The 18,799-nt window shown below is 66.7% G+C and carries 13 protein-coding genes; 6 read left to right on the forward strand and 7 right to left on the reverse strand.

Annotated elements, in window-relative coordinates:
• Positions 1–298 precede the first annotated feature (298 nt).
• The gene (locus AB0L58_RS23980) at positions 299–2,254 is read right to left on the reverse strand and encodes an acyl-CoA dehydrogenase family protein (RefSeq protein ID WP_364389815.1); all 1,956 of its coding nucleotides are present in this window, start codon (positions 2,252–2,254) and stop codon (positions 299–301) included.
• Positions 2,255–2,619: 365 nt separating this feature from the next.
• On the opposite strand from AB0L58_RS23980, the gene AB0L58_RS23985 reads away from it, so the two are divergent.
• The 3 genes from AB0L58_RS23985 to AB0L58_RS23995 all read left to right on the forward strand — a co-directional run bounded on the left by AB0L58_RS23985 (position 2,620) and on the right by AB0L58_RS23995 (position 5,655).
• The gene (locus tag AB0L58_RS23985; RefSeq protein ID WP_364389817.1) at positions 2,620–3,987 is read left to right on the forward strand and encodes a serine/threonine-protein kinase; all 1,368 of its coding nucleotides are present in this window, start codon (positions 2,620–2,622) and stop codon (positions 3,985–3,987) included.
• Positions 3,984–5,120: a BTAD domain-containing putative transcriptional regulator gene (locus tag AB0L58_RS23990; RefSeq protein ID WP_364389818.1), complete on the forward strand. Its 1,137-nt coding sequence runs from the start codon at positions 3,984–3,986 to the stop codon at positions 5,118–5,120. The genes AB0L58_RS23985 and AB0L58_RS23990 overlap by 4 nt, the downstream gene beginning before the upstream one ends.
• A 112-nt stretch (positions 5,121–5,232) precedes the next feature.
• Positions 5,233–5,655: a peptidoglycan-binding domain-containing protein gene (locus AB0L58_RS23995; RefSeq protein ID WP_364389819.1), complete on the forward strand. Its 423-nt coding sequence runs from the start codon at positions 5,233–5,235 to the stop codon at positions 5,653–5,655.
• 9 nt (positions 5,656–5,664) lie between these two features.
• On the opposite strand, the gene AB0L58_RS24000 is transcribed toward AB0L58_RS23995, so the two are convergent.
• A complete protein-coding gene (locus tag AB0L58_RS24000; protein ID WP_364389820.1) occupies positions 5,665–6,846 on the reverse strand; it encodes an ATP-binding protein in 1,182 nt (393 codons plus the stop codon).
• A gap of 169 nt (positions 6,847–7,015) precedes the next feature.
• On the opposite strand from AB0L58_RS24000, the gene AB0L58_RS24005 reads away from it, so the two are divergent.
• The 3 genes from AB0L58_RS24005 (at position 7,016) to AB0L58_RS24015 (ending at position 8,761) form a co-directional block, all read left to right on the forward strand.
• On the forward strand, positions 7,016–7,282 hold the full coding sequence (locus tag AB0L58_RS24005; protein ID WP_364389821.1) for a hypothetical protein: 267 nt from the start codon (positions 7,016–7,018) through the stop codon (positions 7,280–7,282).
• A 400-nt stretch (positions 7,283–7,682) separates the two neighbouring features.
• Positions 7,683–8,351: an NlpC/P60 family protein gene (locus AB0L58_RS24010; protein ID WP_364389822.1), complete on the forward strand. Its 669-nt coding sequence runs from the start codon at positions 7,683–7,685 to the stop codon at positions 8,349–8,351.
• A 2-nt stretch (positions 8,352–8,353) separates the two neighbouring features.
• Complete coding sequence (locus tag AB0L58_RS24015) at positions 8,354–8,761, forward strand: RNA-binding S4 domain-containing protein (RefSeq protein WP_364389823.1); 408 nt, start codon at positions 8,354–8,356, stop codon at positions 8,759–8,761.
• 4 nt (positions 8,762–8,765) lie between these two features.
• On the opposite strand, the gene AB0L58_RS24020 is transcribed toward AB0L58_RS24015, so the two are convergent.
• The 5 genes from AB0L58_RS24020 to AB0L58_RS24040 are packed head-to-tail and all read right to left on the reverse strand — an operon-like array spanning position 8,766 to position 18,727.
• Complete coding sequence (locus AB0L58_RS24020; RefSeq protein WP_364389824.1) at positions 8,766–9,908, reverse strand: cation:proton antiporter; 1,143 nt, start codon at positions 9,906–9,908, stop codon at positions 8,766–8,768.
• The gene (locus AB0L58_RS24025) at positions 9,905–10,297 is read right to left on the reverse strand and encodes a hypothetical protein (protein ID WP_364389825.1); all 393 of its coding nucleotides are present in this window, start codon (positions 10,295–10,297) and stop codon (positions 9,905–9,907) included. The genes AB0L58_RS24020 and AB0L58_RS24025 overlap by 4 nt, the downstream gene beginning before the upstream one ends.
• A 56-nt stretch (positions 10,298–10,353) precedes the next feature.
• The gene (locus AB0L58_RS24030) at positions 10,354–12,033 is read right to left on the reverse strand and encodes a fatty acyl-AMP ligase (RefSeq protein WP_364389826.1); all 1,680 of its coding nucleotides are present in this window, start codon (positions 12,031–12,033) and stop codon (positions 10,354–10,356) included.
• Positions 12,034–12,035: 2 nt separating this feature from the next.
• Positions 12,036–18,413 carry an SDR family NAD(P)-dependent oxidoreductase gene (locus AB0L58_RS24035; protein ID WP_364389827.1) on the reverse strand — a complete coding sequence of 2,126 codons (6,378 nt, stop codon included), beginning with the start codon at positions 18,411–18,413 and terminating at the stop codon, positions 12,036–12,038.
• On the reverse strand, positions 18,410–18,727 hold the full coding sequence (locus AB0L58_RS24040) for an acyl carrier protein (protein WP_364389828.1): 318 nt from the start codon (positions 18,725–18,727) through the stop codon (positions 18,410–18,412). Before AB0L58_RS24040 ends, AB0L58_RS24035 begins: the two co-directional genes overlap by 4 nt.
• Positions 18,728–18,799 lie beyond the last annotated feature (72 nt).

The raw sequence follows: 18,799 nt of genomic DNA on the forward strand, positions 1-18,799 counted from the left end.
CCAACTGACGCCGCTGATCGACCTGGCCAGGGCATGCGAGCCCGAGGATCGGTAAATCTATGAATGGATAGGTCAGGCGCTAGATTCCGGTAGACGTCCATGATCGACCCGCGGCATTGCCGCCTATCGGGTAATCGATCGGATCTCCTAGAGTCCGCTAGAAATTGTTATAGGACCGTAACCATACGTCGAGTATCGAAAATATGTCTATATCTAGAAATTTTCCGAGATATGTGAATACTCAACACGCGACGAGCCGCCACCTACGCATGGGTGACGGCTCGGCGCGGTTGCGGGCCTAGGTGCCCGCGTGACTACGGGTCGATGGGAGGAACGGTCGTAGCAGGTTGGTCTCGGTCGACGGACCCATCTGCCATTCCGCGATCCACGGTCCGGTGCCCTCGCTCGGATCGAAGATGCCCTCCTCCAGCCACTGGTAGCGGCCGTCCAGGACATTGCGGGTGAGGGTGCGATCGTCGTCATCGGTGTTGTCCCACAGCGCGTCGAACAACTGCTTCACCCGAACACGCGACTGCCTGCTGAAGGTATCGGCCAATTCCTCGGCGGCCTTGGCCTCCGGCGCGCCGGCGGTCCGCAGCGCCTGCGCGCGTACGCATGCCGCCGAGATCGCGAACAACTCGGCACCGATATCGACGATGCGACCGAGGAAATTCTGCCGGTATTCCAGACTCGCCTGCCAGCGGGCCATCGCATACATCAACGACCTGGCCTGCTTGCGGGCGCTGCGCTCGACGAAGCGCATATGCCGTGCCAGCGGCCCGAATTCGGCATAGGTCGCCGGCACCGTACCCGCGCCGACGGCCAGCTGCGGGAACCACTTGGCATAGAAACCACTCGCGCCGACCGCGGCCTTGGCCTTGTCCTTGAACTCCGCGTTCCGATCGACGAGCGCGCCGGCTGCGGCCATATGGGCATCGGCCATCTCCCTGGCGATCAGCAGCCGCATGATTTCGCTGGAGCCCTCGAAGATGCGGTTGATCCGCAGATCGCGGACCAGCTGTTCGGCTCCGACCGCGCGCTCACCGCGGGCCCGCAGCGAGGCCGCCGTCTCGTAGCCGCGCCCGCCGCGGATCTGCACGAGTTCGTCGGCGATTCGGCAGCTCATCTCGCTGGCCCAGAGTTTGGCCAGGGCGGCCTCGATGCGGATATCGTTGCGGCCCTCGTCGCACATGGTGGCCGACAGGTCGAGCGCGGCCTCCAGTGCGAAGGTGGTGGCCGCGATGAACGAGATCTTCTCCCCGACCGCCGCGTGCTCACCGACCGGCCGACCCCACTGCACCCGCTGCGTGCACCACTGCCTGGCGATTTTCAGCGACCACTTCGAGGCGGCCGTGCATAGTGCCGGAATGGCGAGGCGGCCCGCATTCAGCGTGGTCAGCGCGATCTTCAGGCCGTCGCCCTCGCGACCGACCAGATTGCGCTTGGGTACTCGGACATTGTGCAGCCGGGTCACCCCGTTCTCGATACCGCGCAGGCCCATGAACGAATTGCGCCGCTCCACCGTGATGCCGGGCGAATCGGCCTCGACGATGAAGGCCGAGATGCCGCCGCGGTGGCCCTCGCTCTTCGGTATCCGGGCCATGACCACCAGCAGTTCGGCGACCACGCCATTGGTGGTCCACAGCTTCACGCCGTTGATGTCGTAGGCCTCGCCGTCCGCGGTCGGGGTCGCGGTACTGGCCATGCGGGCCGGATCGGAGCCGACATCCGGTTCGGTGAGCAGGAATGCGCTGACCGCACCCGCCGCACAGCGGGGCAGGAATTCGGCCTTCTGTTCCGGGGTGCCCGCCAGCTTCAGCGGTTCCGGCACGCCGATCGACTGGTGTGCCGAAAGCAGGACGCCGAGGCTGGGGTGTGCGGAGCCGACCAGCATCAGGGCCCGGTTGTAGCCGACCTGGGAAAGGCCCTGGCCGCCGTATTCCTCCGGGATCTTGAGGCCGAAGCAGCCGAGTTCGGCCAGCCCCTTGACGTACTCGTCCGGAATCTTGGACTCCGCTTCGATAACGCTGCCGTCGAGCGATTCGCAGAACGGCCGCAGCCGGGCGAGATAGGCCTCGGTGCGCGCGGCGTCCTCGTCGCTGGGCTGGGGATAGGGGTGGATCAGATCGAGCCGGAATCGGCCGAGAAACATCTCCTTGGCGAACGATGGTTTGGCCCAGCTGGTTTCGCGGGATTCCTCGACCAGTGCGCGGGCCTGTTCTTCGGTGGCGTCGACTTTCGCGGTAGTCGCCATGATGTCCTCCTCGGACGTGATCAGGATCACATAAGAGTGTAGGAGGGTTTGTTACCGGCTGGTAGACATTGAGGTAGAGCGTTATCTAGCAATCTCTAATGATCTTGATAGATCTGGGGTCTACGACCTTCGCTGTCATCAGCCGGCGCCGCGATCTTTCTGCACACGGTCCTCGCCGCGAAATCCCTGAAGCGGTGAAATGCCTCGTGGAGACCGTGTAGGACCTCTTCTCGTTTGTGGAGTGGGCTGTCGTCGATCAAGCAGGAAGAATCTCGGTGAGACAATCGTTGAGATCCACGCAACGGTAGTGAGCTGAAGCGCGCCAGACGACGCGGCCCGTATTCCCTTGGAGGGGAGGGATTTTGTTGCGGCCAGGGCAGGTGTTCGCGGGGTATTCGATTGTGCGGCCACTCGGTTCCGGTGGGATGGGCGCGGTCTACCTCGCCGAGGATCCGGTGCTGCCGAGACGGGTGGCGCTGAAGGTGCTTGCCGAGCAACTCGGCGCCAATCATCGCTATCGCAGCATCTTCCGGCGTGAGGCCGATCTGGTGTGTCGCCTGGACCATCCCAACGTCGTCTCGGTCTACAACCGGGGCGAGGAGGACGAAGCCCTCTGGATGGCGATGCAGTATGTCGACGGCACCGACGCGGGCGAGCTCATGCACTCCGAACCCGGCGGATTGGCGCCGAACCGGGCGGCGCGCATTGTGTGTGAGGCCGCGAAGGGGCTGCATCACGCGCACGAGCAGAACTTGCTGCACCGTGATGTCAAACCGTCGAACATCCTGGTCGCCGCCGGTGCCGATGGTGAACGCGTGCTGGTCGCGGACTTCGGTCTGGCCCGCACCGTCGAAGATGCCGCGACGGTCACCGAAACGGGTTGGCGCGCTTGCACTCCCGCCTTCGCCGCGCCGGAGGTGCTGCGGGGACTCGCGGTCGATCGTCGGGCGGATATCTATTCGCTCGGCGCCACCCTGCTGGCGCTGCTCACCGGCGCGAATCCGAACGGCGGTGCACCCTCGCCGCCCGGCGGCGCCCGAACGGTGCGGGATACGCTCGCGCCGACTCGGGTGCGTCCCGATGTGCCACCGGCACTGGACGAGGTCATCGCACGGGCGATGGCGGTGGAGCCGGAGCGACGCTATCGGACCTGCGTGGAATTCGCGCGGGCTGTCGAGCTGGCGGTCAGCGATACCGAGCGCTGGCCGCGGCGGTGGGGTGTGACCGGTCTGGTCCGTGGTCCGCGCGGCCGCATCGCCGCGCTCGGGGCGATCGCTGCCGTGGCCGTGGCAGCGGTGACGACCATTATCTGGCCGACCCCGCACCGATCCGATGGCGCGGCCCCGACGACAGTGCCGCGGACGAGCGCCGCGCCGCCGGGGCTGCTGCGCTGCTACTGGCGGGTGCGGGTACCGATCGGCACCGACTTCTATCTCGAATTGCCTAGTGGGGCCGCCGATCACGACGATTCGCGTTGTGCGCTCAATGATGGCGATCGAGGCGAATCGGTCATGGCCCTGCGGCAGGCGCTGACCGTGTGCCACGGCATCGAACTGGACTCGACGACGGTCTACGACACCCCGATGAAGCGCGCCATTCGGCATCTGCAGGTCGACTACGGTGCCGCGGTCGACGGCATCTACGGACCGGAGACGCGGGCAAAAGCCATACAGTGGCCGGTATTCCGGGTCGCCGACGGTGCCTTCGACGGCCGATGTGTACCAGCGCCATGACAACTGGTGCCGTGCCGCCGCCCGCGGTGGATGTGCGCATTCTCGGCCCGGTCCGGTGCTACGTCGCGGGTCGGCCGCTCATCATCGGTGGGCCGCTGACCAGGACGATGCTCGCGGTTCTCGTCGTCAACCGGCGCAATGCCATCTCGCCGACGCGGTTGGCGAACACCATCTGGGACGGCGAGCCGCCACCGAGCTTTCGGGCGAGTCTGCACAATCGTATCGCCGAACTGCGGTCCGCGCTGCAGGCCGCCGAGGTGGCCGCGACCGTGCTGTTGCGCACCGACACTTCCGGCAACTACTGCCTCGACATTCGCGATGAGCAATGCGATCTCGGCCGTTTCGAACAGGCCAGGACCGAGGCGATGGCCGCATTCGACAGCGGTGATCACGAGCACGCCGCCGAGCATTTCCTGCGGGCACTCGGGGAATGGAGCGGCGCGGCGCTGGACGGGTTACCGATGTCCACCTTTGTCGAGGCGTTCTGCGCGCATATGGACGAGGAACGCCACCGCACGCTCGAGGCGCGGCTGGATCTGGAGATCGCCGCAGGCCGTGCCGCCGAGGTCATCGGGGAGCTGCGGGCGTTGACCGCGCGTCATCCGCTGCGCGAAACCCTGTGGGCCCAGCTGATTACGGCACTGTACGAATCGGGGCGCGACGGCGATGCGCTCGAAGCCGGTCGGGTCATGCGCAGGATACTGCGAGATCAAGGCATGGATCCGAGCCCGCGGTTGACCGCGCTCGAACAGCGGATCCTGCGTCGTGAGCCGTTGCCGACCCGAAATAGACTTCGCTTGCGCCTCACTGTGGATACCGATGGGTCGACGCTGCTGGAGACGCTCGGCCACGTGCTGCTGTACGTCGAGGACGGCAGGCGCTTCGAAGTGACCGAGGCGGGGATGACGATCGGTCGCAGCGCCGATAACGACATCCGGCTCGAGGATGCGAAGACCAGCCGGCATCATGCGCGCGTGGTGCTGGACGGCGCTGCGGTCCGGATCGAGGATCGCGGGTCGGCCAATGGCGTGTACGTCAATGAACAACGCATTCGGGGTCGAGCGGCTCTGGTGCACGGGGACCGCATCCGGATCGGTTCGGTGACGCTCGAGTTGCGGCGTCCGCTCGCCTGAGTCGGCGTGCGAGTTCGTTGGTGAATCGTTGGTCCGCCATTGGTCGCGCTTCCTACCTTGGCGCTACCAGCCTCACCAGCAGGGTGAAGCTTCGCGCACCACGAGGAACATCATGTACGCAGCACAGCTTTCCGGCGCTCAGCGGATTCGCCGGGCGATTGCCGCGGCGGCCATCGGGGTCGCCGCGGTGGCCGGAACCGCCGCGATCGCGGCGCCCGCACGGGCCGAGGTCCAGTACCCGGCGTCCATCGGTCAGTGTCTGGCGGCCAAGCCGACATTGAGGGAAGGAGTGCGCAACCAGGGGCCGTGTGTCGCGGCGGTACAGGCATTCCTCGGCTACAGCTATGGCAATGGCCATATCGATGTCGATGGCAAGTTCGGTCCGCAGACCAAGGCGGCGGTGCGGAACTTCCAACGGGCCGTCGGTATCTACGATGACGGGGTAATCGGTCCCGCTACCTGGCGGTCCCTGCAGAATGCCTGCACCGCGCAGGGGAACTGCGACTACCAGTACCCGTTTCCCCTGCCGTTCTGAGTCTTTGGCCTAGACGCCGCGTAGGTAGCGACCGAAGTGCGGCACCGTGAAGCCGATGGTGCCGCGTTCGGCCGAATAGATCAGGCCCTTCTTGATCAACCCGTCGCGGGCCGGTGAGAGCGAGGCGGGTTTGCGGCCGAGCTCGTTGGCCACCGCCGCAGTCGGTACCGGACCGTCGTCGCCCGCCAAATCGGCCATGGCGCGCATGTATTCGCGTTCGGCCGGGGTCGCCCGCTCGTATCGGGAACCGAAGAATCCGACGGCCAGTTCCTCTTCGGCGCTCGGTGCCGCCACCTCGACGTCCTCGGCGGTGATCGGGCTCTCCGGCGCCTGATCCCAGACGGCCTTGCCGTAGGCCTGCACGAAGTACGGATAGCCATCTGCCCGCAGGTACAGGGCATCCAGCGCTTCCTCGGTGAACTTCACCTCTTCGCGTTCGGCCGGTGCGATGAGGGCTTGATCCGCCGATTCGCGGTCGAGCCGGTCTATGCGGTGGTAGCTGAACAGTCGCTCGGAGTAGCTTTTCGAGGCGGACAGCACCGCGGGTAGGTGTGGCAGTCCGGCGCCGACCACGATCAAAGGCGCGGTGTCCTGGCTCAATTCGTGACAGGCGCCGCAGATCGCGGAGATATCGGCGGGGCCGAGATCCTGCATCTCGTCGATGAAGACCGCGATGCCGACGCCGATATCGCTGGCCAGTGCGGCCGCCTCCTTGAGCAGTTCGATCAGATCGATTTCGATATCGCCGGAATCGGCGCGACCGGTGACCGCGGGCACGTCGATACCGGGCTGCCAGCGATCCCGCATGCCCTTGTCTGCGGTGGAGCGCAACGCGAAAGCCTTGAGTATGCCCAGGAAGTCGTCGACGCGCTCCTGATTGCGGTGTGTCATGGCGATTGCGCGGACGGCCATGTGCAGTGCGGACGACAGTGGGCGGCGCAGCTCCTGATCCGGGCGGGCCTCGATTTTGCCGGTGCCCCAACCGCGCGAACCCGCAGCGGAGCGGAGTTGGTTGAGCAGCACGGTCTTTCCGACACCACGCAATCCGGTGAGCATGACGCTGCGTTCCGGTCGACCACGCGCGATCCGCTCCAGCACAATGTCGAAGGCCTTGAGTTGCCTATCGCGCCCGGCCAATTCGGGTGGGCGCTGTCCGGCTCCGGGAGCATACGGATTCCGCACGGGGTCCATGCCCACACACCGTAGCGCGTCTCGTCAGCCGAATCTGGGTATGTATACGGCGTGTCCTAGATATTGCTAGCAAACTGTCGCATGCTGGGACTTGCACTATTGCCATCGCCGCGAAAGTCTCTACGCTGATGGCGGTTCGGTGAACCGTCCAGTACCGGAACGGAGGGGTATGTCCGAGGAACCACTCCCCACCACCGCCGAGGTGGTCGAGTCCTGGAAGGTTCCCACCGGTGCCGCCGCGGCCGGCCGTATCCGCTCCAATATCCTGGCCGCGATCGATCGCGGTTTCGATGATCCGCAGCTCGTAGCGGATCTCGCCGTGGGTCCGCTGGTGGTGGCGCTCGGTCAGCTCGAGGTCGGCTTGGCCGATGCGCGGCGGCGGATCGATGAGCTGGAGCGGGCGCTCGGTCGACCGGGTGCCGGATCCGACGAGTAGCCGTCGGCGGGATCACGAATCCGGTGGGCGCGCTGTCGCTTCCGGTTGGCACCTCGGTTCGATAACACCCGACGTGACGCCGATACCGTGTCGTGATCATTTGGGCGTGTCGCAATTGCGCCCGCTCGTCCTGGGGTTTTGCGATCAACCGCGAAGACGCAGGTCTGTGGGCTGGACAACACCGCGTCCTGGCCGTAATCTCTTCGTGACTTAGTGGAGTCTGTCGGTTCGGAAGAGAAGCGGCGCCACTGAGTTACCGCCAAAACGGCTGTCGGGACCACCAATTCCGGCTGCCGTACCGGGACCCAGAGATTCAACTGGGAGTTGGGGCCGTTCTGCCGGTCCGAACCGACAGCTGACCCGGTCGGCGGGAGAGCAGAAAGATCGGAGACTCGGCTCGGTGGGTAAACACAGCTTGCAGCGGGAATCGCGGCTACCGAATTCCGTCAAGGGTGCGCTCGTCATGGGCGCGGTCGCCGCATCCACTGGTGCGATGCCGGCGATCCCCGCGATGGCAGCCACCATCAACGTCCCTGGGATCGGTGATTTCGACGTCCCGGTTCCGCCGGAGTTCGATCAGCAGGCCCAGGATCTGGGTAAGCAGCTCACTCAGGCGCTCGCCTCGATGCCCGCCGCGCCCGCCCCGCAGGCCGCCGCCCCGCAGGCCGCACCGTCGCTTCCCGGCCTCTTCGCCCCGGCCCTGCCGGAGATGTTCCACCAGGACACCGTCAGTGACATCGCGCTGGACGCCGCCAAGACCAAGGTCGGCGCGCAGTACTCCTGGGGTGCCTCCGGACCGTTCAGCTTCGACTGCTCGGGTCTGGTCCAGTGGGCCTACAAGCAGGCCGGAATCCAACTGCCGCGCACCAGCTTCGAGCAGTCGCATGTCGGCGCGCCGGTCGCGTTCGAGGACCTGCAGCCCGGCGATATCGTAGTGACCAACGGCGGCGGCCACGTCGGCCTGTACGCGGGCGACGGCAAGCTGCTCAATGCGGTCCAGTCCGGTCAGCCGGTGTCCTACACCCCCCTGCGCCCCGACATGGTTGTGACGGCACGCCGTATGGTCTAAAGGTGGCACCTGCCCAACCGACCACCAAGAACACCGCCCCGAGCCAGGCCCGTGTGGACTCCTGGACGTGGGCGGTGCGTCTTTTCAAGACCAGATCCGCCGCCGCGGAAGCCTGCCGCGGCGGCCATGTCCGCGTGAATGGTGTTGCGGCCAAACCGGCCCAACCGGTTCGCCCTGGTGACGAGGTTCGCGTCCGGGCCGGTGGCGTGGAACGCATCGTCATCGTGGAGCGCGTTATCACCAAGCGGGTCGGTCCGCCGATCGCCGCACAGTGCTTGATCGACCGCAGCCCTCCACCGCCGCCCCGTGAGATCGTCGCGTCCATGCCGCGCCGCGACCGCGGCTCCGGTCGGCCCACCAAGCGGGAACGTCGCGAGACGGACCGCCTGCTTGGACGCACGGACAACTGAGGCGCTAGTGCACGCCCGATTTCGCGGTGCTGGTCGCTATCCGGCTGGCCGCGAGTGCGGCGGCGGCGATGGTGCACAGGGCGCCGAGCATCATCGCAGATGCTTCGCCGGGCACCAGGACATGTAGTTGTGAGCCGACGGTGACGGCGGCGACCGGGACGCCGACCTGTGCCGCCGCGAGGGTGCCGAAGGCGATCGGCTGTCCGGCGACGCGGGCGACCAGATGCGCCAGCACCGCGCCGATGCCGAGTGCGAAACCGAGTCCGATCAGCCGTGGGTGGTCGCCGAACTCGCGCAGGTCGAGTCGGGCGCCCAGCCAGACGAAGAACAGCGGGCCGAGGAAGCCGTCATTGATGGCGAAGAGTTGGCGGGCCACGCGACGCGGCTCCCCGATTCCGGCGACCGCCAGTCCGGCGGCGAATCCGGCGAGCATGATCGAGACACGGGTCTGGGTTGCCAACGCGCACAAGGCGAACAGCACCGCGAGACTGACCCGCAGTTCCAGGGCGAATGCGCGATTCTCGGACAGCCGATGTACCCGCCGTCGCCGACCCGAACGCTCCAGCTCGCGCAGCACCAGGAACAGCACCGTGGCGGCCGCCGCGACCGCGACGGAGCCGAGTGCCGCGCGACCCGTATTCGCCGGATCGATCACCAGTGGCAGCGCCACCACGCACGCGGTATCGGCAATCGCGACCTGGGCGGTGAGGGCGAGTACCGGGCTACCTCGCAGGCCGACCGAATCGATGATCGGCAGCACCAGCGCCGCCGATGAGGACGCCATCAACACCGCATAGACCGCACCGTGCCCGGTTCCGAACCAGCGGGCCAGCCCGAGACCGGCAGCGGTGGCGAGCAATCCGACCAGGATGGCCCGGACCGCGCCCTTCCCGAGTGCGGAGCGCACGGCCGGATCACGCACCGGGACATGGGTGCCCGCGACGAACATGACCACGGCGAAACCCATATCGGCGAGAAAGGTGAAGATCGGGTCGGCGGCGTGCAGGACGCCGAATCCGGTGACGCCGAAGACGACGCCTGCGAGCAGTTCACCCAGGATCACCGGTATGTGCCAGTGCTGTCGCAGGGCGAGCAGCGGTCCGCACAGTCCGAGCGCGATGACCAGGGCGAGGGTGCCGAGGGTCATTGCGGCATGGCGGCGATCTTCGCTGGAATGGCGATATTCTCATCGGCCCAGTGCACGGCACAGACGCGGTGGTAGCCATCGGCGATCACCATGGGCACGCCGGTGCGGAAGTCGCCGCGCACCAGCAGAATCGGGGACAGCGACTTGCGATTATTGATCTTGATGAGATCGCGACGGACATACGGATTCTCGGCCGGCACCAGTTCGAGTCCGGCCGCGCGCAGGATGTCCTTGGCCTTCTTGTGCACGACCGGTGCCGCGCGTAGTTCCGCGATCACGGCGTCGACCACATCCGGTGCGGCGAGCAACTCCAGATAGTCCGCGGCCGCCGGGTAGTCGTGTTCCTCGGGCAGGTCTTTCCACGTCACGGGGATGATTGCGGTTGCCATTCGCCCATCATCGCGCCCGATGTCAGCGAGCATGGGGAGATCGGTGGGTGTTTCCACTACGGCTGGGTCAGGTGGCCTGCGCCGTAGAGTGCTCGGCATTCGCCGCGGCGCAGTTTGCCGCTGGAGGTCTTCGGGATCCGGCCCGGCGCGACCAGGACGACGGCTCCCGGTGTCACCTCGTGGGCGGCCGCGATGGCATTGCGGATGCGGCGAGACAGTTCCATTGGTTCGGTGACCTCGGGGTCGACGAGCTCGGCGACGACCACCAGATCCTCGCGGTCGCCGACATCGTGGCCGAATGCGGTTACATGGCCGACACGCACTTCGGGTGCGCAATCCGAGACCGTGGATTCGATATCGGCCGGATAGTGGTTGCGGCCGTCGATGACGATGAGATCCTTGCGTCTACCGACGACATAGAGGTGGCCTTCGTACCAGAAACCGAGATCGCCGGTGCGCAGCCAGAGTTCGTCGCTATCGGCCAGGGTCGCTCTGAAAGTCGCCGCGGTGGCGACCGGATCGTTGTAGTAACCGGCGCAGACATTGGGGCCGCTGACCCAGATCTCGCCGACGGTGCCCGCTGCGACTTCGGTGTGCTCGTCGGGCTCCACCAGCACAATCCGCTGGCCTACGGGTACACCGCAGCCGACGAGCGCAATGCCGTGCGGTGCGAGCCGTGCGTGCCCCTGCGCCAAGGCTGTACGGTCGAATCGATGCGCGACGGGTTCGACCGACTGATCGGATACGGTCACCGAGAGCGTGCCCTCGGCGAGGCCGAAGCCCGGTGTGTGGGCGTGGTGCCGGAATCCGTAGGGGGCAAAGGCTTCGGTGAAGTCGGTCAGTGCCTCGGCGCGGATCGGTTCGGCGCCGTTGAGGAGTGCGTCGAGACCGGACAGGTCCAGGCCCGCGCGGTCTTCGGGGGTGGTTGCCGAGACCGCGAGGGTCAGACCGAAATTGGGGCTGCCGGTGGCGCCGGCATGATAGTCGCTGAGGGCACGCAGCCAGCGGATGGGGCGTTTCACGAATTCGGTCGGCGCCATGGTGACGCCGGGTACGCCCGCGTAGAGCGGTAATGAAAGGGCCAGGATCAGGCCCATATCGTGAAAGAACGGGAGCCAGGACACGATGGGGCCCGCGCGCACGGCGGGTACCGCGGTCCACAATTGATCCAGTGCGGCACCGAGATTGGCGTGGGTCACTTCGACGCCCGCTGGTGCCCTGGTCGATCCCGAGGTGTACTGCAGATAGGCGGTCCCGGCTCGGACGGCATCGACAACGGGGGCGTCCGCGGGGGTGGTGTCCGGCGTGAGTTTCAGCACCTGCCCCAGCGCTGGCCCGAGGATTTCGCCGGTAGCGGTGTCGGTCGCCGAGATCAGGCTCGAGGTGGGTCGGGCATCGGCGAGTACAGCTTCGAGCCGCGGCCGGTTTCTATTGCCCGTCGGTGGAAACAAGGGCACCGCAATTCGATTGCCGTAAAGGCAGGCGAGAAAGGCGATGACGTAGTCGATTCCATGCGCGCACAGGATCGCCACCCGGTCACCGCGATCGGTCGTCGCCCTGAGCCGCTGTGCCTGTGCACCCGCTGCGTGATGCAGTTGGCTGTAAGTCAGCGTGACCGGAGTGCAATCCGATCCGCGGTAACGCAATTCGGTGTACGCACTGTCGTTGGGCCTGGACTGCGCCCACTCGGCAACCCGGGCGGCCAGGATGTCGGCCTGCCACGTCGTATTCGGCACAGTCACAGCATCCCGTCGGATTTCCTGGCGGCGACTCGGTCGGCCAAAGCGGCACCGAGTGCGGTGATGGTCGGGTGTTGGAACAGTTCGGCGGTCGAGATGCGGATATCGAGTCGAGTTTCGAGGTGGCGCCGCATTTCTATGCCGAGCAGTGAGCTCAGGCCCAATTCGTTGAAGTTGGCTTCCGGGTCGATCTGGTCGGAGCCCAGGTCGAGGGTTGCGGCGAGGACGGTGCGGATGGTCGCGGAGAGCGGTTCGGTCGGATAACGCTGGGCCGGTGCGGGATTCGGCGGCGCTGGATCGCTTGTCGACGGCTGGTCGGTGAGCAGGGTTCGCAAGCGGGCGGCGACCGGGTCCGAATCGGTGCTCGGTGTGTAGTCCAAGGCGAGCAGGTAGGGGTCGTTGTAATACATGGCCTGGGCGAGCAATTCGGTGCCGCGCGGGATATCGAATGCGGAGATTCCGGCACGCCGCAGATGTACCGCACCGCCCGCGTCCTCGGCGAGGCCCGAATCCCACACGCCCCAGCCGATGCTCAGTACGCGCCGCCCCGGATGGGCGCGGACGAGTGCGTCCATCGCGGCATTCGCACTGGCATAGGCTGCCTGTCCGGGTGCGCCGAGCGCACCGGTGGCCGAGGAGAACAACAGGACGAAGTCGGTCGGATCGGTGGCGGTGAGTTCGATGAGATTGCTCGCGGCGAGGGGTTTCGGTGCGAACATGCGAGTGAGCTGGCGGCTGGTGACGGCCCCGAAGGCAGCGTCGTCGAGTGCTCCCGCGGCGTGGACGACCCCCCGGATGGTGGAACCGCATTCGCGAACATCATCGAGCGCATTTGCCAGATCGCTGCGGTCGGCGGCATCGCAGCGCACTACCACGATCCGGTCCTCCAGTCCGTCCAGGAGTGCGGGCACCGGTCTCGGTGCGCGGGTGAGTACCACGACATCATGGGCACCGGCATCGAGCAACCAGCGCACCGCGACCGACCCGAGCGCACCCAGTCCGCCGGTGACCACATAGGTGCCGTTGGGGTCGATCCGCGTTGGGGTGGTCGAGCGGGGGCGGGCGGGCACGAAACGGCGCGTGGTGACCGCGTCGGCGCGGATGCGGAGTTCATCGGGGAGTTCATGCCGCGCCCCAGTGGCGTCTATCAGCTCACGCAGTCGGGAGACTGCGGTCGGTGAGGTATCGGTCCACACGAGCCGCACTTCGTGGCCCGATTCGAGCTGCAGCGATCGCACCAGACCGGCGACTGCCATCGGCACGATCGTATTGCCCGGCAACGTCGGGCCGCGCTGGCTGTTCGTCGCGGATTGCCGACGGTCGGTCGCGTCGCGGTCGGGGAGGACGATCGTCAAAGATGCTGTGGCTGCTTCGGAATCGACGCGTTGGAGCAGATCCAGCACGCGACCGACCGTGGCGACACTGCTCGCGGACTCGATGTCATGGCGGGTGTGGGTCGCGCCGGATTCGGCGGGCCAGATCACGACGACTGCCGTGTTCGCGGTGCCGGTGCGTCCGGCGAGTACGGCGGAGACGATCGGCCCGGCAGCGTCCGGTTCACGGGCCACTCGTTCGGTGGGCAGGGTGCGGTCGAGTTCTCTGGCGAGCCGGATGGCGAGCTGGGATTCACCGATAACCAAGGCGCGCCGCGGATTTGCGGTTCGCTGGCCGATGCTCTCGGCGAAATGACGAATGTGTTGGAACGGGATCCATGTTTCCCGGCGGAAAGGACCGACCTGCGCTGCGGCTTCGATCGTTGCGAAACGTATTCGAACACCCGACAGCGCGAGCACCGGAACACCGTGCTGATCGGTGCCGATGATGTCACCGGTCAGTCCCGCCGTGGAGCGATCGCGCACGAGCGCATGGGCTTCCGACAGCACCAGATCCGGTTCGGCCGACAGCCAAACGGATTCGATGCCGATCGGCAGCGCAATGGCATCGGTGGGCAGGTGGTCCCGGCTCGCGGCGGCGAGTAGATGCAGACAGCCGTCGAGGGTCGCTGTGCGCTGCAGCGGGGCGGCGTCGAACGATCCCATCGCACAATCGGGTCCGGCCCCGATATCGCGCAGTGCGCGGAAGCCGGGACCGTAGTCGAGTCGCCGCGCGCGCAACGAGTCGTAGAAAACACCTGGCGTGAGCACTCGCATGCGCCGACGGGCGGCCCGATTTGCATCGACCACCCGCATCCATGCGACGATATCCCCGGGTGTGGGGTCACCGGCCAGCCGTGCCGAAGCCAGCGTCCCGGCGCCTGTGACCTCCGCCTGCAACCTTCCAGCACCGCTGGCTCGATAGGTGACGGCGGACAGTGCGGCAAGCGCGGTCCGCTCGTGCACCACGAAATCGGTGATCGTCTGTGCGGTCCCAGCCAAGTGGAGCAGCCTGAGCAGCCAGAAGACCGCGGGGACGGTCGGGACGCCGTGCACGACATGATCGTGGATATCGTCGGCGGGGAACTCGGATTCGGCGATGGGGACGCCGGATGCGGTCGAATCGAAGGCATCTCGGCCGCGGCTGCCGTCGCCTGTGTTCGCGTCCGGGGTACCGCTGGCGGTGTCGAGTCGGTTGGTCGCGGCATGCGTATCTCGGCCGCCGATGGTGCCATGTGCGGCGGTTGTGCTCGGATCGTGGGCATTTCGGCTGTGGACGACATCGAATCCGATGGTTGTGCCGAAGTCGGATACCGAGGAGTCGTTGACGGTGTGGCCGTTCATGGCGTGATCGGTTGCACCATGACAGGTGGTATCGGGCTCAGTCGCGGTGTCGGGCTTGTTGGCTGCGAGGTTGTTGGTCCTGGGCTCGGTGGCCGGGTCGTCGGTCGTGCCGGAATTGGCGGCAGCGACAAGGGCTCCGCTGGAATCGATGGGGGCGACGCGCGAGGTGCTGTGCTCTCGGGCAGTCACATCGGTGGTGTCGGGCTCGCTGGCGACGTCGTGGGTGGTGCGGTGCTCGGGGCCGTCGCTGGCGGCGGGGCGCTTGGTGGCCGCGCCATCCGACGTGCTGGGCTCAGCGGTAGCGACGTTTGTGGTGTCGGGCTCCAGGGTGGGGTACTGGGTGGTGTCGGGATCGAGCGTGGTGATCAGTGGGAAGCGGCGGCGCGACCATTGGCGTGGTGGCGGGGGTGTGGTGAAGGGGCCGTTTGCGGTCCAATTCACCGCGCGGCCTTCGAGGTAGAGCTTGGCGAGGCAGGTCAGGAAGGTTCCGGCTTCATCGTCGCGGGTGGTCACGGCGTGGGTGGCGTCGGCGAATTCGGGGAACTCCCGGATGGCGGGTATCAGTACCGGATGTGGTGCGATTTCCAGTACCGTCGCGAATCCATCGTCGGCGGCTTGTTGCAATGCGGCGGCCAGTTCGACTGTTCTCGAGGCATTTTCGGTCCAGTAGCTGGCATCCATCGCGGCGCTGGTGATCGTTTCGCGGCGACGCGCCGTGGAGTACACCGGAATGCGCGGCACCTGCGCGGTGAGTCCGTCGAGTGCGTCGGCGAATTCGGGGAGCAGCGCGCCGACCTGTGGACTGTGCGCGGCGAAGTCGACGGCGATCCGCTGCGCGAACATCTGCCGGCGCTTGGCCCGTCGGACCAGCGCGGCGATATAGCGCGGCGCACCGGAGACCACCACCGAACGCGGTCCATTGATCGCCGCGATCGCTACCCGCGCATGCAGCGGCTCGACCAGCCGCGCGGCCTCATCCGCTGTCGCCTCCAGCACCGCCATCGCACCGTGCCCGTCGAGGCGCGCCAGAATCCGGCTGCGCTGCACCACGACTCGGGCCGCATCCGAAAGCGATAACGCGCCGCTCACCGCGGCACCGGCTACCTCGCCGAGACTGTGCCCAACCACCGCATCGGGTTCGATACCCCACGCGGCGAGGAGTTCGGCGAGTGCCACCTGGAATGCGAAGATCGCCGGTTGGACGAGTTCCGTCGCGGTGGTGCCGTCGCTCGCCGCACCGCCGGGCGCGAAACCGTTGCGCGGCGTCCACACCCGCCTGCCACCCGCCGCCACAATCGCATCCGCGGCAGCGGTCACCGCGCTCGCGAATACCGGATAGCGAGCCGCCAGGCTCCGCCCCATCTTGGAATACTGACCACCCTGCCCAGCGAACAGGAAAAGCACACCACCTCGCCGCCGCACCGAACTCGCGCCGATCACCCCGGCACCGGAGTCCCCGCCCGCCAGCGCGCGCAACCGACCCACCGCATCGTCCAGATCGCGCGAAACCACTGCGGCACGGGAATTCTCGGGTATCAACCGCGCCGCAGCAGCGGCGAATCGCCGAAGAACTTCGCGATCACTACCTCCTGTGCCGGTGTAGCCCATCGCAACCGCGTCGATTGCGTCGCTCATGCCGTCGCGTGCAGTGTTGCTCGCCTCTTCGCGTGAGGCGTCGTCGGTACCGTCGGGCGCGGTGCCGCCGGTGCTTTTGCGCCCGGCGTTGCTTGCGCTGTCCCGTGAGCCGTCGCTCAGACCGTCGCCGGTGCCCTTCCGCCTGCTGCTTGTGCTGCGTGTCGAGATGTCGCGTATGACATCCCGTGGTGTGCCGGTTGTGCCATCCCGCGAGACGCCGCTTCTGCCGTCGCGTAGATCGTCGCTGGTGCCCTCGTACGGAGCGCTGTTGGTGCCGTCTCGCGAGACGCCGCTCCTGCCGTTTTGCGAGGCGCTGTCGGGTAAGGCGTCTCGCCTTCTGGTCCGTGCGGAGCCGCTCGTGCCAGCCTGTGCGGCGCTGCTTGTGCCGTCTTGTGAGGTGCCGGTGCTGCTGTCTCGCGAGGCGCTGGTGGTGTCATCGCACCTGGCATCGGGTGCGGTGCTGGTTGTGCCGACTTGTGCGGCGCGGCTTGTGCTGGCCATGCCGACTCGTGAGGTGCCGCTGGTGCCGTCCCGCAAGACACCGCTCGTCCCGTTGCGCGAGGCGCCGTCGGGTACGGCGTCTCGCCTGTCGGTCCGTGCGGAGCCGCCGGCGCCAGCCGAGGTCATCTCACTCGACCCGAGACCTTCGAGCAGATCGGCCCATTGCAGCGCGCGCGAACGCAACTCCGTATCGTCGCGACCGGAGACCGGAAGCAGTACGGGCGGTTCAGAACTCCGATGGCATTCGGGTGCCAGGCCACGCAGTACCACATGCGCATTCGTCCCGCCGAATCCGAATGAGCTGACTCCGGCGTGCCGGGCGTGCACCGGTGTTTCGGTCCAGTGAACAGGTTCGGTCGGCACTCGCAGTCCGTGCTCGGCGAGCTTCAGCAGCGGACTCTCCGTGTGGAAATTGATGGTCGGTGGGATTACACCGTGCCGAATGGACAGCGCCGCCTTGACCATTCCGGTGATACCGGCGGCCGCCTCCAGATGTCCGATATTGGATTTGACCGAGCCGATCCAGGTCGGCTCGGCATCGACTCCGACTACCGCGGCGAGTGCGCCCACCTCCACGGCATCACCCAATGGCGTTCCGGTGCCATGACATTCGACATATCCGACAGCACGTGGATCGAGTCCGGCCCGTGCCCATGCGGTACGGATGGTGTCCTGCTGGGCTCGACCGTTCGGCGCGTACAGCCCATTGGACCGCCCGTCCGAACCGACCGCCGTGCCGAGGATTTCCGCGTATACCCGGTGCCTGTCCCGCAGCGCATCGGCGGTGCGCCGCAGCACCACGACGGTGCATCCGTCACCCCGGGTATATCCGTCGGCCGCGGCATCGAACGGTTTACACCGCCCGTCGGGCGCGAGGAACCCACCCTCGGCCAGGTACTGCGAGGTATGCGGCAACAGCGTGAGATTCACCCCGCCGACGATCGCGAACGGGACCGCCTCATCGGCCAGCAGGCGTACCGCAAGATCCACCGCGGCCAGTGAGGACGAACAGGCGCTGTCCAGCACCAGACTGGGTCCATGCAGGTCGAGGACGTAGGAGAGCCGGTTGGCGATGATGCTGAGCGCCGAACCGGTGACCGCGTAGGGCGCATCGTGCCCGTCGCGGCCCAGCACCGCGATGCCGTGGTCGTAGGCGCACGCACCGAATACCACCGCCGCCCCGGAACCCCTGGTGCGATAGCCGATTCCGGCATCGTCGAGCGCCTCGACCGCGACCTCGAGCGCCAGCCGCTGCTGCGGATCCATCAGCGCGGCCTCGCGACCGGAGATGGCGAACCAGTCATTGTCGAACGCGTCGACATCGGCGAGGTATCCGGCGTGCCGTGTACCCGGTCGACCTGGCGGCGGTGCACCGGTGGCATCCCGGCCATCGCACAGCATCCGCCAGAACTCGGGCACATTCGACGCGCCGGGCACCCGGCAGCCGATGCCCACGATCGATACCGGCGGATACGGCCGGACGGCGGCGGGATCGCCTTTCCGATTTGTGGGCGGGGTGCTCATCGCATCGCGAGATACTCGACAAGCTGCTCGATGTCCGGATGGTCGTAGAGGGCGGTGAGCGAAACCTCGACTCCCATGGCATCTTCCAGATGCGCCGTCAGTCGCGCCAGTTGCAGCGAGCCAAGGCCGAGATCGTTGAACGGCGCACTGGTCGAGACCGTTGTGGCATCGATATTCAGCAGAGCGGCGATGGCGGCGGTGGCAGCGCTCAGTAGCGCGGCACGTCGCGAACCGGATCTGTTCGAAACACCATCGGCGACTGTTCGCAGGTCGCTCGAGACAACACCCTGCCCGTCCGGAAGACCAGGCCCCATCCGTCCTCCTCCCGTCGTCGGAGGGCTGGTGCCCCCACGCCGGTACCCCCTGCGATTATGCCGTAGATATCG

Origin of the sequence: Nocardia sp. NPDC052112, assembly GCF_040680135.1 — a bacterium.
Classification (GTDB): Bacteria; Actinomycetota; Actinomycetes; order Mycobacteriales; family Mycobacteriaceae; genus Nocardia.